The following is a 14,956-nucleotide window of genomic DNA, read 5'->3' on the forward strand; positions in this document are numbered from 1 at the left end:
CAATTTTTATCTTTTCCTTTTACCCTCTACCTATCGATGTCACGCCTATGTCAAAAGTTCTACTTGCTATCACCGGTGGTATCGCCGCTTACAAATCTGCTTTTTTTGCCCGCTTGTTGATTAAAGCAGGGTTCGAGGTGCGCGTTATCATGACCACAGGGGCGCAAGCTTTTATTACTCCGCTCACGCTGCAAGCTTTAACCGGTAATGAAGTACATACCTCACTGCTCGATGAAGAAGCTGAAGCTGGCATGGGGCATATTGAGCTGGCAAAGTGGGCCGACTTAGTCGTTATCGCTCCCGCTTCTGCCAATACTTTAGCGCGGCTAGCGATGGGCATGGCGGATGATTTGCTGACGACAGTTTGTCTGGCGACTACCGCACCCGTCATCGTCGCTCCTGCGATGAATCAGCAAATGTGGGCGCATCCGGCGGTCAGTCTCAATGTGCAGACTTTGCGTGATATGAATTATCATATCATTATGCCAGCGAGTGGCGAGCAGGCCTGCGGTGACGTTGGTGCCGGGCGCTTGCCTGAGCCTGAGCAGTTATTGGCTGAGGTGCAACTGTTTCATAAGCAGCAATCTATTGAGCAGCGCTTGACGGGCAAGCGCGTGGTTATCACCGCAGGACCAACGGTTGAGGCGATAGATCCGGTGCGTTACTTGTCCAATCATTCCTCTGGCAAGATGGGCTTCGCTTTGGCCAACGTCTGCCGTGATGCTGGCGCTGAGGTGGTGCTCATTGTCGGCGGTAAGGTGAACCTACCGACGCCGCTGGGTGTCACTCGCATCGATGTTTTGTCAGCTGAGCAAATGCTCATCGCTGCGCAGCAGTGTGTCGATGGCACTCATAGCGCGTTGCAAATGATACCAACCCTATCGTTCGATCATAAGCATAGCCACGACCACGAGCATGGCGACTGTTGTGATTGTGAGGAGACGGATAGCTTTACAGAAGATAGCGGTCTAACTAAATCGGCAGATATTTTTATCGCTACCGCTGCCGTTGCCGATTATCGGACTCGCGATGCTGCTCCGCAAAAAATCAAAAAAACTCAGGACGCTATGTCGCTTGATCTGGTTAAAAACCCAGATATTCTAGCAACGATTTCTTTAGCGCATCCAGAGCTTTTCGTGGTTGGGTTCGCGGCGGAGACTCAAGACGTTGAGCGTTATGCGCGTGGTAAGCTTGTGGCCAAAGATTTAGACATGATTGCTTGTAATGATGTCTCCCGAGCTGATATAGGCTTCGCGAGCGATGACAATGCCATGCAAGTGTTTTTTGCTGAACACTATGATCAAGATTCGGTCGTTCTAGAGAAAGCCAGTAAGGACAAAATCGCTGAACAATTAGCGACTATAATCGGTACGATGCTGTTACAGCGTCATAAAAGCTAGGCTTTATACTTTGTTTCATGGCAGATCAGTAGCGAGCCTGTCTCCTTATGCTAGATAGCGATAGTACCCAAACGCTGATTTTGTTGGCTATTTTTGCCTTTGCCTCTTTGCTACACGGCATTAGTGGCTTGGGTGTAACCTTAGTTACCACCTCAGCGCTTGCTAGTATCTATCCCCTGCCACAAGCTATCGTACTAGTGATATTCCCCTCATTACTACTTAATGCGATGACTTGGTTAAGTGGCGGTGGTCGTAGTCTTTGGCAGAATTTTACTTACTATGGCAGGCGCTATTGGTTACTAGCTTTGATGAGTCTGCTAGGCAGCTTGCTGGGTGCGAAACTACTGTTAGTAGTAGAGAGTGCTTATATTTTACTAGTCTTGGCGGTAGTGATAAGCTTTTATGTGATAAGCGCGCTGCTAGGTAAGCAAATACGTCTGCCAAATACTAAGCCTGTGCTCATTATAATCGGCTTGAGTGCGGGTATCATTGGTGGCGCGACCAATGCTATGTCGACTATTTTGATGATGTATCTGCTGTCGGCGAGCGATGATAAAGATACCATCGCTAAAGTCGGCAATATGTGCTATTTCTTAGGGAAGATTGCACAGATTATTATCTTGCGTGAGCCTATTATGGCGCTGACAGGTAGTGAATGGCAGCTGATTGCGGTGCTTAGTGGTTTGTCTATTGCCGCGTTATTGCTAGGCATTCGCTTGCGTCGTTACTTACCGCAAGCGCGCTTTCGTCAGCTTATTCTGCTCATTTTAACGGTACTTGGTTTGCGGGTTGGCTGGCAGGGAATAAGCGCATTAATGATGTGATTAACCCTATAAAGTGACAGCCACAACGTACTTTCAAAAGTTATAACAACCACCTGTATATCTCTAAAAAACCTCACTGTTTAGCATTAGCTTGTCACTTTAATACTTAGCAAGATATTTAGGTAAATATTTTGCTAAGTAATGGCGTCAACAGCGAGGTTTTGGCTTTGTTATTGTCGTTATTTTTTTATACTAGACTAGAGTAAAAAGAAGTACGCCCATAGTCCAATGACGACTGTGGCTATGATATTAAGAATGACGCCGGTACGTATCATCTCAGATTGTTTGATTAACCCAGTCCCAAATACGATCGCATTCGGCGGCGTGGCTACAGGTAGCATAAAGGCGCACGAGGCACCAATGCCGATAACCAGCACTAATACTTCACTTGGGATACCCATTTGCTCAGCAATCGCTGCAAACACAGGGACTAATAGTGCAGCAGATGCCGTATTAGAGGCAAATTCGGTCAAAAAGATAATAAAAGCTGAAATGGCAATCATCACCGTGATGAGCGGCGCAGCTGATAAAGCATTAGCAACGGTTTCCCCTAACACCAAAGAGGCACCAGAGACTTTTAACACTGTCGATAGCGCGATACCGCCACCGAATAACATGAGCACACCCCAGTCGGTATTATCAGAGACTTGCTTCCAAGAGACTAGACCCAAACTCACTACAGCTGCCGCTGCTGTCAAAGCAATAATGGCATCAGTATCAGCGATATTAAGAGCCGCCCCAATTTTTTTAGACAGTATCCAGCTAAGCGCGGTTACTATAAACACAATAATAGTCAGTACGCGGGGTTTATTCCACGCTATTGGTTCATCCTCATTAATCACAACATTGCGATTAAGTTTGGGTTTTAGAACAAAATACATTGCTCCCAATAATAAGGGCAAAAGCACTAACATTATTGGAATACCGAACTTCATCCAATCAACAAAGGCTATATCGAGTGCTTTTGCAGCGATAGCATTAGGCGGTGAACCGACAATCGTACCCAAACCGCCTAAACTAGCAGAATAGGCGATACCCAAAAGCACGAATACAAAGGTGCCACGATCTTTTTCGCGGTCTACTTGGGTTAAGATACCCAGCGCTAACGGTAACATCATCGCGGCAGTTGCCGTATTCGATATCCACATCGATAAAAACGCCGTTACCCCAAATATCAAAAATACTGCCGTCCCTAATTTACCACCTGACATTGACAGTATTTTCAGGGCAATTTTTTTATCTAATTGCTGAACGTGTAATGCTGCTGCGAGAGCAAAACCACCAAAAAACAAATAAATGATGGGATTGGCAAAGCTTTGTAAACCAATCTTGGCATCAAAATCTGGAATGCCAATCAGCGCTCCTATTATCACGACCAGTATGGCGGTAATAGTGACGTGGACCGCTTCGGTAAGCCAAAGCGCACCGATGAAGAACAACATGGCCAAGCCTTTATTGGCATTGATATCGAATGGCAGAATGTTATAAATCACTAGACTAACCACTGCTGCTATAGCGACGACAATCAATCCTTTGCCAGTACCTTTTGGAAAAGTATCGGTAAATAAATACTCATTACCATCTTTAGGCAGGTGATCATCTAATTTTTGTTCTGACATGAATAACCCTTATTATGCGCAGAAATATTATCGGAATTTTGTTAAACAAACTTATAGTTTCAAGCCGCTCTTTTACGGCTATCTCAAAAGTGTTATAGCTGCTCAAATGAAAAAAGTGGTCATAGTAGCAGAATAATAAGGGTTAAAATAATGACTATTTTTGATGCTTCAAAGCCAATCCATAATAATAAAGTGAAGGGTAAAAGGTTAAATATCTGGTTAATTATTGACTACTATCGATGAACGTATCACTCGTTGCCGAAATAAAGCCGCTGCGCTACCCGAAAAGTATTACAGTGCGCCTCAACCACATCTTCAATATCCTCTGAATAACCGCCGCCCATAACAATAGCGACTGGAATGTCAGCGTCTTTGGCTTGCTGCAATACATACTCATCACGAGCTTTGCAGCCGGCCTGCGTCAGGGCTAATTTGCCTAACTTGTCGGTGGCTAAAACATCGACCGCCGATTGATAAAAAATCATATCGGGGGCGACTTCTGCTATTAGGCGTGGCAAAGTCTGTTCTAATACCCGCAAGTACTCTTCATCGCCGGTATCGTTATCGAGCTCAATATCTAAGTCAGAGACTTGCTTGCGAAAAGGGTAATTCTTAGCGCCATGCATACTAAAGATAAACACCCTTGGCTCATTCGCCATAATACTGGCGTTGCCATTGCCTTGATGTACATCCAAATCGATAACGAGTATCTTGCTCGCCTGTCCGCGATTTAGCAGTAAATTGCTCGCGATACAGACATCATTAAAGACACAGAAGCCTTCACCGTGATCGGCAAAAGCGTGATGGGTACCGCCGGCGACATTCATTGCCACCCCATACTGTTGGGCATACAATGCACACTCATAAGTCGCATGCGCGATATGACGACCGCGATCGACTAAAGCCTCAGTCATCTCAAAACCAATAGGCCGTGCTTCTTTGCGGGTTAAAGTCTGAGTCTTAAGTTTATGCCAATAATCTTCAGTATGCGTAGTTAAAATCTCCGCTTCTGTCAGCCGTTTTGGCGCAAAAAAATTATCGGGAGTAATCGTGCCTTCACGCAGTAAGCGCTCAGGAATCATAGTGTATTTTTGCATAGGAAAGCGGTGTCTTTCAGGTACGACATAACGAAATACTTCGGAATAAGCTATTTTTAACATAAGGCTATCTTTTAGAACGGTGATTTTAAAAAGGTGGTTATTGCATTTTTTTGCTCGCTAAGAAAAAAGTACGCGCATCCGCTTGCTCTCGTAGCTCACCTAATAGGGTAGGCATATCCTCGCTAGGCTCTTGTGTATTCAGCAAGTCACTAAACACCTCGTAAGCGACAGTGGTCATAGCGACAACGCTTTGTAGCAAATGCTCGGTAATATCGTCATTAAGGCCTAATACTTCGACATCAAGCGCGTTTTTATAACGTATCTCGCCATCATTGACATCCATCTCTAGATTACCAACGATCATATCGTAGTTGATTTGGGTCATCAGTAACATCGCCGCACTCTGATGACTCTCTGGTATCAAAAACGGCAAAATCCCATAAACCGCGAGTAAACCCTCTTTTTCTTGTACTCGAAATAAGTAGCCGCAATCTATTTTCCGATTCCTCATGCGCAGTGATAAATGGTGCGACTGCTGAGCGTCCGAGATCCTAGGCTTGTAGTGAGTATAATGCCAGTGTTTACTACGAAAATAGAGCTTCAAATAATCGACAATCGGCGTCTGATTCGGACCATTAACGGCGTCTCTGCTCAAAGAGATTTGGTTTGCAAAAGCTTGTTTCGACGAGGTCTCGGTCGTCTTGTTGGTGCTAGGATTACTGGCTGCACGGTTGGCGTTTTTATTATTATCACCCGTTGCACTGTATTCAGCGTTTAAGCTTTCAGGCTTTATAGTGTCAGCATCGACAACATTTTCAACATTATCAGCAGGACGAATATCTTTCGGCGCGCCACTGGTCAGTAGCCGTTTGAGTTTTTGCCATAAGCTGAGTTTAGACTTACTATCCATAGTTTTGTCTTATAAGTGTGAGCTGATGCAGAGATAATCCATTATCTTCTCGTTGGTAAAATAATAGCAAATAAGCGGCTATTCGTCTTTTTTTGCTAATGCCTGTTGAATATTAGGCTGCCTATAAAAGGCCTGCAACATATCCCGTAGATGAGCGCTCAGCCATTCGCTATTGATAGCATCATTGATGATAGGCAATAGAGTGGGGGTGAATCTCGTTACGGCTAGCTCATCAATATTGACGCTAGCGGCTAAGGCTGCGATAGTGTCGGCCTGATGATTATCATACCAAGTCTTGACACTAGCAGCGACTAAACTGCGCAGATAAGGCGAGAGTCGCAGACGATTATAGCTTTGCTGCACGCTGGCTTCGATATGCTGAATACTGCCATTATCAGGGTCGTTATTTAAGTAGGTTTGTAATTGGCTAACGGGCTGATCTTTGATACGGGCCCAGCCCATTACTAATAGCCTTGAGACTTCCTCGTTCGACAGATGCGCTTGGGCATTCGCTTCTGCTTTATTGGTCAAGTCCTTGATATTGCGGTGTAAGTAAGTTTGCAGTTTTTCGTCTAAATTACGATTGGTAGCTTTTTCAAAAGAGCTGCGCCCCATTTTCATCAGCTTACCGACGCCGCCAGCTTTATCAAGTGTGTTTTCCATAAAGTCATTGATAGCGTGGTACAAGGTTTGCGTCAGTAGATCGGCGAAGGTGTCGTTACCGATGAGTGCGTGTATCAGCCCATTGCGCTGCTGCTGATGACTGCCAATATAGTTCGCTAAGGTATGTACTTGCGTTTCATCAACGAGCTCAGAGAGCGGCACATTATCATTGCTAGGATGATAAATAAGAGTCTGCAGGATAGCTCTAATATCCGTGCGCATGACCTCAGTCATGGGCTGACTCAATAGCCAGTCATTAATGAGATGCTGCAAGTCCTCACAGCTTAGATATCGACTCATCGGCTGTGCGCTAAGCCAATGCCAAGCTTCATTAGCCAGCGGCTCTGCTTGCTGAAGCAGCCACTGCTGCATAAAGTCAATCTGCGCTTCTATTAGCTCATACAATGAGGAGATGGATCGCTGCTCTTTATTAGCATCGGGGCTTGTTTTAGGGTCTGGTGAAGTATTAGGCATAGGGTAGTATGGTGATGTGGTATTTGCGGTCATATTTACAGCCATTTTTATAATTATGAGATTCGACTATTTGCTATACTATAGGTTTGCAGTGGTTTTATTAGCATAGCGTATTATGACATGAACGTAACGGATGTTTTTGGTGAATGTTTATGTTGATGATGACTATTTATAACACATACTTAGCGTATATTTTAAATCCGCTGCAAGCTTGCGTCTCAAACTGTGCTAAGACATTAATAACTAAGAGGTTATGATGAGCGAGTCATCTTTTTCTGCTACTCAAACGGTGCCTGTGCTAGCGCTTGATAAGGTGACCCTGCAGCGCGGTGAGACGCCTTTGTGTGCGGGCGTCGATCTGCAGTTAGCGGCTGGCGATATTTGTCATCTCATTGGCGCTAATGGTACGGGTAAAACCACGCTACTTATGCAGCTGGCTGGATTGCTACCGGTACTCACTGGCACAATTGAGTATCAAGGCCGCGCCGGTTTGCCTATACAGCCGCTATATATCTCACATCAGCTTGGTATTCACCCCAATCTGACTGTTGCACAAAATCTGACTTTTTTACTTAATCTGTATGGTATAACACCAAGTTTTGATGAAATCGACGAAGCTTTAGCTTGGGTAGGCTTACAGGGTTTTGAGACCATCAGCTCAAGCCACTTATCAGCTGGGCAGACACGGCGTATTACTTTAGCCCGCCTCTATTTATTAACACCCGAAGTCACACCGCTATGGCTACTCGATGAGCCTTTTACTGCGCTCGATGTCGATATGGTGGCGCGAATGCAGCAGCGCTTACAAGCGTTTGCCGCGGCAGGAGGGGCGATAATGATGACCAGTCATCAGGCAGTCGACGTGGCCAATCAAGTGCTTGATTTGTCAGAGTATGATTTATCAGATATTGATATAACAGAGCTTGATTCCGATTGGTCAGACTATGAAGATTTAGATACCCAGTAATTGTTTTAGGTAGTGTTTGTTTTTAAGTAGTGACAATGCTAGACACGGCTTATGTTAAGAACTGCTTATGTTAGATTTATGATGCTAGATGTATAGGATAATGGGCTAAAAAGGGTAACGAATGACGGAGAGCCACATACAAAACATAAATAGTGAGCATATAAATAGTAATAGCGGCGCTAATGTTAGCGACATAAATTATGCTGCCCGCACTATTGGCTTCACTCAGTTGTGGCGACGCGAATGGCAAGTCAAGCAGCAAGGAGCGGTACAGTGGTTATACCCGTTGGTGCTGTTTTTGGTGATTATTACTTTGTTTCCGTTGGCAGTCGGTAGTGAGCCGCAGCTATTACAACGCTTAGGCGTCTCAGCGGTGTGGATTGCTGCCTTATTGTCGCTAGTGATGGGTATCGATGGGTTATTCAAGCCCGCGCTCGACAATGGCACGCTCGCGCAACTGGTAGTCGCCAAAGCCTCACTGCCGTTATGGGTGCTGATGCGCCTAAGCATTCATTGGATCTTTAGTAGTGGGATTGTGGCGCTACTGAGTTTACTGGTTGTACCGCTATTTGGTTTGGGCTGGTTTGAGGCGGGTATCTTAATGGTATCAATTATCGTCGGTAGCCCGATGCTACTGATGCTCTCGGCGATTGCTAGTAGCTTAACCTTGTCGCTAAAAAATGGCGCCGTACTCGTACCGCTGATTGCGCTGCCGATGCAGCTACCAGTCTTGATTTTTGCGACGGGCGCAGTGGATTTGTTTTCGACTGGTCTCAATGGCCTACCTATTTTGGCTTTACTATTAGCCGGTAGCATTGTCTCAGTGCTAGTGATGCCTTGGGTGATTGCGATGACGCTGAAGATGTCTTGGCTGAATTAAATCAATCAGGCGCTTTAGCGACTATCTTGGCAAAAGTTTAAGCTTTAGGTTTACAGCGTGGTTAAAAGCGCCAACTTTGCTATAATAGAAGGCGCTCGTTATTGTTGGTTACCTAGTAGTGATAAGGTGACCAAAAAACTTCTATAAACAAGGCGTTAGCAATAATGACTAGCTTATCGTTACTAGCTTTATGATTTATTATTATCCCATTAGTATGCTCCATCCACTTGCTGTGTAATAGGTCTATTTCATGCCCAACCTAAACAATGTCCCATCGCCAAACGTGTGGCAGCGCCTCTGGCAAGGTTTCTTGATTACTGTAGGGACTAAGCAGTTCTTTCGTATTTTTGCACCTTGGGTGAAGTGGCTTGGTATTTTGGCAGCTCTCTGTCTCACTGTAGGCAGCATTTGGGGTTTGGCTTTTGCGCCACCTGATTATTTGCAAGGCAATAGTTACCGGATTATTTTCATCCATGTTCCCGCTGCCAGCCTTGCGATTTCCATCTATTTTGCCCTAGCCATATTAGGGGTGATTTTTATGGTATGGAAGATAAAAACGGCTAGCTTAGTGGCGCAGGCACTAGCGCCTTTTGGGTTTTTGTTGTGCGTGATTAGTTTATTAACAGGCTCTATCTGGGCTAAACCCACTTGGGGTACTTACTGGGTGTGGGACGCGCGTCTGACTTCGATGCTGATTTTAGCATTTTTATACGCAGGGGTAATGGCGCTATTTGCCGCTTTTGAACATACCGCCAATCGCGGTAAAGCGGCCGCGATCTTATCTATCGTCGGCGCGGTGAATCTGCCTATTATCAAATACTCAGTTGAGTGGTGGAATACGCTACATCAAGGCGCGACCTTTACGCTGACCGAAGCGCCAAAAATGTCGGCAGATATGTGGCTGCCATTGCTGCTAATGGTGATTGGTAGCTATTTATTAGTAGCAGCGCTTGCGATCTATCGGACTAATACCCTGATATTAAATCGTGACCAAAGCAAAGCTTGGGTGAAAGAATATATCCGTAATCAACGTAAATAATATCAAAACACTCTGAATGTTTTAGCATAGCGTTATTGTAGATTACTTTTGAAAAGTACCGTAGGAGAAATAATGCAGCCTTACTTTTATAGCCTCTCGGAATTTTTTGCTATGGGTGAGCATGGCGTTTTTGTTTGGTCTTGTTGGGCCATCACGGTAGGTATCGTTTTAGTTTTTATCCTCTATAGCCGTGCTCAGAGAAAGACGCTACTGAAACAATTGACTATTCAACAAGCGCGGCAAGCACAGCGAAGCAGCAGAGTGCCAAAGCGTAAAACGTAAGCCTCTATTTCTTAGAGGTTACTCAGCTGGCTAACTCAAGCCTTTTATTTTTCTGATAAGCCACTGTTTTTACTGCTATTATTGCGTTAATAAAATGACGGAACCATTTTGCTTAATGATGACAGCTGTCATTGATTTGTGTGATAAAGGCTACCATATAAAAGCTGTGAAGTTTTATTGAGCGTTTTGAGCTGATAAATCTAGAGTTTGTAAAAGAGCTATTTTTAATGAGGTAAAATATGAACGCCGTTCGACGTAAAAAGCTTATGTGGGTTATGTTTACGCTAGCAGGTGCGGCTATCGCTGTGGTGCTCGTCATCTATGCTATTGGCCAGCAGACCGACTACTACTTTGATGCAACGGCGATTGCTCAAGGCGAGGCGCCGCAAGATAAACGTATTCGTGCGGGCGGTATGGTGGTCGCGGGTAGCGTCCAGCGAGCTGCTAGCGATCCTTTGAATGTCGAGTTCGCTATTACTGACTTTCAATCGACAGTGCCCGTCACTTATCAAGGTATCTTGCCAGATTTATTCGCTGAAAATTCAGGAGTAGTCGCTACTGGTAAGATGCAAGGTGATACTTTTGTCGCCGGGGAAGTATTGGCTAAGCACGATGAAAACTATATGGCGCCAGAGGTCGCAAAATCTCTAAAAGAAAATAACCGTGCGAGTGTTACGCCGTCATCAGAGCAATACAATCCTGCTGAGCCTATCCATAAAACTGAAACTTTACAGCAGTAAAAATAGGCTGATAAAAACTTCAGTTCGCTCAAATAAAAAAGCCACCGATATAAGTATCGGTGGCTTTTTTGCATTTAAGAATTTTATTTTAATAAGTAATTAACTTACTGAAACAAGCCTTTAAAATCAATCGTCCCATTCAGGTGTATAGTCAGGATGCTCAATTTTGCGGCCATCACTACGAGCCAAACTACCTATTTGCTCTAGCTCATCAGCACTTAATTCGAGCTTAGTTGCGTCTAAGTTACCTTGCAAGTGATCAGGGTTGGAAGTCTTTGGAATAGCGACGCGATCTTTATCTGAGAGTATCCAAGCTAATGAGACTTGCGCTGGGGTGACATTATGTTTATCAGCGATTTTCTTGATTACCTCATTATCGAAGACATCACCGCGCGCTAGTGGTGAGTATGCTTCTAACAAAATATGGTGGTTGTTTAAAAAGGTCTGTAAGGTGTTTTGCTTAATAAACGGATGAAACTCGACTTGGTTGACTACGATAGGCACATCAGCGTGTTTTTTCGCTTCGATAATGTTAGCAATGTTGAAGTTAGAAACGCCAATATGACGAGTCAGACCCTGCTTTTGTAGCTCACATAGCGCAGGAATCGTCTCGGATAGAGGCACACGATCATCTGGCCAGTGTAGCAGCAGTAAATCCACATAATCGGTATCTAAGTCTTTTAGTGATTGCTGTGCTGCGGCTTTTAATTTCTCAGGTTCAAACTTCATATCGTCTGGAAATATCTTAGTGGTCAAAAAGAATTTATCGCGCGCAACGCCAGATTGCTTGATACCTTCACCAACTTGCTTTTCATTACCATAAGCCTGCGCCGTGTCGATATGCTCATAGCCCATCTGTAGCGCTTTACTGACGACTTCTACGCAGTCGTCTCCTGTCGATTGCCAAGTCCCTAAACCTAGTACCGGAATATTGGCTCGTCCTGCCGTACGTATATTATATGTTTTTGTGCTCATATTATTATCCTTGTTATTTTATCGATTATTTATTTGCATGTTTTATCTTTCAGATTACAGACCTGTCCTAAAACTAGCCGTGATGAAACAGAACTAATATAGCTCAGTACTTTTACATCTTATTAGCCTTTTAGACCCGTTAACGACTAGGACTATCTGATTACTATAAGACTATCTGATTACTATAAGAAAAAAACGTTCAATGTGAAAGGGGGAGTGACGCTTTCCTACAAAGCACAAACAGCTTGTAACGTCCGCTAAATTTTGAAAGTAATAATGTCTTAGCTTTGTTTTTGTAGTAAATGTAACGATCTCAACTTCATATTACTAGCTTATAAAACCTTACTTTAATAAAGGTTTTATCTACATCATTTATGCTATAGTTGAATGAAATAAGAACTGAATTAAAACGCATATAAAACAACTATTTATGACAGCTGAAACTAGGTGTAGAAATACTGTCTATAGAGATATTTTTCAGGAGTAAACATGCCAGGTACGATAACCGATAGCTCTATAGGAGCGGGTGAGCCTATGGCGCAAAAGCCTATCTCGTGGTTTATTTTTGGTTTGATGGCGAGCGTCACCTTTATCGGTATTCTCTCAGAGCTGATGCCGTCAGGTATTTTGCCGCAGATGACAGCAGGGTTAGGTATTGAGCAAACCCAAGTGGGGTTTTTAGTCGGAATCTACGCACTTGCCTCGGCGATATTTGCTATTCCGCTTATCAGTGCCACTTTATGGGTTAATAGAAAAATCCTCTTGATGGTTCTACTAGCAGGTTTTGCAGTTTCTAACATCGTCGTTGGGCTAACGTCCTCTTATTATCTTATCGTTATCATGCGTATTGTTGGCGGGATTTGCGCCGGTATTATGTGGCCGATGATTGCCGCTTATGGTACGGCGCTAGTACCTGAGAGTATGCATGGTAAGGCGATTACGATCATCATGGCGGGCAATACTTTTGGCGTTAGTTTGGGCTTACCAATTATGACCTTTATCGGCACTCATGTCGGTTGGCGTATGTCGTTCTTGGTCCTTGGTGGGTTAGGTGCCCTTATTGCGCTACTGGCGATGAAGTTTTTGCCCGCGGTAAAGGGCGAGAAACTGACCCAAAGCAACTCACCGCTAGCGGTGCTAAAAATTCCTGGCGTATGGATCGTTTTGGCGCTGACTTTCTTAGCCGTCGTCGCGCACTATAGTACTTATACCTATATTACCTTACTGGTAGAAACGATTGCCTTTACCGGCGGTATTAGTCTAGCGCTACTGATCTTTGGTATCGGTTCGGTCATATCCGTAATATTGTCCGCTAAAATTATTGATACTCATCTACGCGGTCTTATCGTTGGCATGCTAGGCGGCGGCCTCATAGCGATGCTGCTATTCGTCTTCTTTAGAGGCGCTAATGGTTTTGCACATATTGCTTTTTTATTGTGGGGGCTGGCGTTTGGTCCGCTTGTGACTATGTTCCAGACGGCGGTGAGTCATCAGGTTACCGAAGCTAAAGCCGTTGCTACCTCAGTACAGTCTAGCGTCTTTAACTTCTCGATTATGATTGCCACGTGGCTGGCAGGATTGATTTTGGTCAATATGCCAGAGACTGGGGTTTTCGGTATTGTTTATCTGTCTATTCTTTGTTTTATCCCAGCCATAGTTATTACTTTTATATCAAAAAAGACGTTACAAGCTCCTACGCTCTAGTGGCTGTTCAGAAGTATTTTCTAATAAATAAATCATTAATAATAATAGGAGTTCATTATGATTAAATTTACCAATGCTAATATCTATCGCAATGAAGAGGCTACTGAAATCCTAGTCAAAAATGGCGTTATTGAGCAGATGGGTAAAAATCTGCCTGCTGCCGAAAAAGAGATTGATCTAAAAGGTCGCTTGATTGTACCGCCTTATGTCGATTCGCATCTACATCTAGACTATGTCTACACGGGCGGCGGTGATGATGCGAAGAACGCTTCTGGTACCTTGTTTGAAGGTATCGCGCGTTGGCACGATGTCAAAAAGAACCAGTCTTTTGAGGATGCTAAACAGCGTATGCTTAAAGGTATACAAGAAGAAGTATCCAAAGGCGTGCAGTACATTCGTACCCATATCGATATTTGCGACCCTGATCTTACCGGACTCAAAGCCATGCTCGAGCTGCGTGAAGAGCTCAAAGACAACGTCACCATTCAGATTGTGGCGTTCCCGCAAGAGGGCATGTATGCCTACAAAGGTGCAGTAGAGCTGATGGAGGAGGCGTTGAAGATGGGCGCGGATTGTGTGGGCGGTATTCCGCACTTTGAATGGGCGTATGAGTTTGGGCAGGATTCGGTGCGAAAAACAGTTGAGTTGGCGCTTAAATACGACAAACTTATCGACGTACACTGTGATGAAACCGATGATCCGATGAGCCGTCACGTACAGCTATTGAACGCTTTGGTGATGATTGAAGATATCGGTGCACGTACGGCCGCGAGCCATACTTGTTCCTTTGGCTCCGCTGATGATGCTTACGCGTTTCGAATGATGGGATTGTTTGAGCAGTCGGGTATGAACTTTATCGCACTACCGACTGAAAACGCTTATCTACAAGGCCGCCAAGATACCTATCCTAAGCGCCGTGGTCTCACGCGAGTAAAAGAGTTTTGGGAGAATGGGATTAATATCTCTTTTGGCCAAGACTCTATTAATGACCCTTGGTATCCCGCCGGTAATGGTAATATGATGAATATCTTGGATAACGGTATTCATTTGGCGCAAACCATGTCACTGCCGCAGTTGGATGTTTGTCTCGATTTCATTACCTTTAATGGGGCTAAAACTTTGAACATTGAAGAGGAATACGGTTTAGAAGTCGGCCGCGCCGCGAACTTCTTAGTATTAGATGCTGAAACCCCATTTGAAGCGGTGCGCCAACGTGCTGACGTGCTAGCCTCTATTCGTAACGGCAAATATCTGTTCAAAAAACCTGAGCCTAGCTACGAGATTGCGCTGGATGTGTTTCGAGCGACCAAGTAGCGATCAGTCAGATGACTACAGGATGTCTTTAAACTAAAAAACGCCCCTTACCTAAGTAAGGGGCG

General features: G+C 44.4%; 14 protein-coding genes. 9 read left to right on the top strand and 5 right to left on the bottom strand.

Annotated features, from left to right (window positions below):
• Nucleotides 1-47: 47 nt before the first annotated feature.
• Both coaBC and ACS8FD_RS08890 read left to right on the top strand, forming a co-directional pair.
• On the top strand, nt 48-1,400 hold the full coding sequence (gene coaBC, locus ACS8FD_RS08885) for a bifunctional phosphopantothenoylcysteine decarboxylase/phosphopantothenate--cysteine ligase CoaBC (RefSeq protein ID WP_439275485.1): 1,353 nt from the start codon (nt 48-50) through the stop codon (nt 1,398-1,400).
• Between the two features lie 47 nt (nt 1,401-1,447).
• Nucleotides 1,448-2,224 (top strand): TSUP family transporter, encoded by a 777-nt coding sequence (locus tag ACS8FD_RS08890; protein WP_439275487.1) that lies wholly within the window; start codon nt 1,448-1,450, stop codon nt 2,222-2,224.
• A 197-nt stretch (nt 2,225-2,421) separates the two neighbouring features.
• Here the strand turns inward: ACS8FD_RS08890 and ACS8FD_RS08895 are convergent, their stop codons facing one another.
• The 4 genes from ACS8FD_RS08895 to ACS8FD_RS08910 form a co-directional block, all read right to left on the bottom strand.
• Nucleotides 2,422-3,843, bottom strand: coding sequence for an SLC13 family permease (locus ACS8FD_RS08895; protein WP_439275488.1), 1,422 nt, complete (start codon nt 3,841-3,843; stop codon nt 2,422-2,424).
• A 248-nt stretch (nt 3,844-4,091) separates the two neighbouring features.
• Nucleotides 4,092-5,003, bottom strand: coding sequence for a histone deacetylase family protein (locus tag ACS8FD_RS08900; protein ID WP_439275489.1), 912 nt, complete (start codon nt 5,001-5,003; stop codon nt 4,092-4,094).
• A 37-nt stretch (nt 5,004-5,040) separates the two neighbouring features.
• Nucleotides 5,041-5,853, bottom strand: coding sequence for a type III secretion system chaperone family protein (locus ACS8FD_RS08905; protein ID WP_439275490.1), 813 nt, complete (start codon nt 5,851-5,853; stop codon nt 5,041-5,043).
• A 78-nt stretch (nt 5,854-5,931) separates the two neighbouring features.
• Nucleotides 5,932-7,023 (bottom strand): hypothetical protein, encoded by a 1,092-nt coding sequence (locus ACS8FD_RS08910; RefSeq protein WP_439275491.1) that lies wholly within the window; start codon nt 7,021-7,023, stop codon nt 5,932-5,934.
• Between the two features lie 220 nt (nt 7,024-7,243).
• Here ACS8FD_RS08910 and ccmA point away from each other — a divergent pair, with 220 nt between their 5' ends.
• The 5 genes from ccmA (at nt 7,244) to ccmE (ending at nt 10,898) form a co-directional block, all read left to right on the top strand.
• Nucleotides 7,244-7,957 (top strand): heme ABC exporter ATP-binding protein CcmA, encoded by a 714-nt coding sequence (ccmA, locus tag ACS8FD_RS08915; RefSeq protein WP_439275492.1) that lies wholly within the window; start codon nt 7,244-7,246, stop codon nt 7,955-7,957.
• A gap of 121 nt (nt 7,958-8,078) precedes the next feature.
• Nucleotides 8,079-8,837 (top strand): heme exporter protein CcmB, encoded by a 759-nt coding sequence (locus tag ACS8FD_RS08920; protein WP_439275493.1) that lies wholly within the window; start codon nt 8,079-8,081, stop codon nt 8,835-8,837.
• 250 nt (nt 8,838-9,087) lie between these two features.
• Nucleotides 9,088-9,876: a heme ABC transporter permease CcmC gene (gene ccmC, locus ACS8FD_RS08925; protein WP_439275494.1), complete on the top strand. Its 789-nt coding sequence runs from the start codon at nt 9,088-9,090 to the stop codon at nt 9,874-9,876.
• A 72-nt stretch (nt 9,877-9,948) separates the two neighbouring features.
• Complete coding sequence (ccmD, locus tag ACS8FD_RS08930; protein ID WP_439275495.1) at nt 9,949-10,158, top strand: heme exporter protein CcmD; 210 nt, start codon at nt 9,949-9,951, stop codon at nt 10,156-10,158.
• 239 nt (nt 10,159-10,397) lie between these two features.
• Entirely contained in the window at nt 10,398-10,898 is a 501-nt protein-coding gene (gene ccmE / locus ACS8FD_RS08935) for a cytochrome c maturation protein CcmE (RefSeq protein WP_439275496.1), read from the top strand.
• A gap of 126 nt (nt 10,899-11,024) precedes the next feature.
• Here the strand turns inward: ccmE and ACS8FD_RS08940 are convergent, their stop codons facing one another.
• Nucleotides 11,025-11,873 carry an aldo/keto reductase gene (locus tag ACS8FD_RS08940; RefSeq protein ID WP_439275497.1) on the bottom strand — a complete coding sequence of 283 codons (849 nt, stop codon included), beginning with the start codon at nt 11,871-11,873 and terminating at the stop codon, nt 11,025-11,027.
• 489 nt (nt 11,874-12,362) lie between these two features.
• Here ACS8FD_RS08940 and ACS8FD_RS08945 point away from each other — a divergent pair, with 489 nt between their 5' ends.
• The gene (locus ACS8FD_RS08945) at nt 12,363-13,577 is read left to right on the top strand and encodes an MFS transporter (protein ID WP_439275498.1); all 1,215 of its coding nucleotides are present in this window, start codon (nt 12,363-12,365) and stop codon (nt 13,575-13,577) included.
• 57 nt (nt 13,578-13,634) lie between these two features.
• Nucleotides 13,635-14,891 carry an amidohydrolase family protein gene (locus ACS8FD_RS08950; protein WP_439275499.1) on the top strand — a complete coding sequence of 419 codons (1,257 nt, stop codon included), beginning with the start codon at nt 13,635-13,637 and terminating at the stop codon, nt 14,889-14,891.
• Nucleotides 14,892-14,956: the final 65 nt, after the last annotated feature.

It is taken from the genome of Psychrobacter sp. 1U2 (assembly GCF_051847575.1).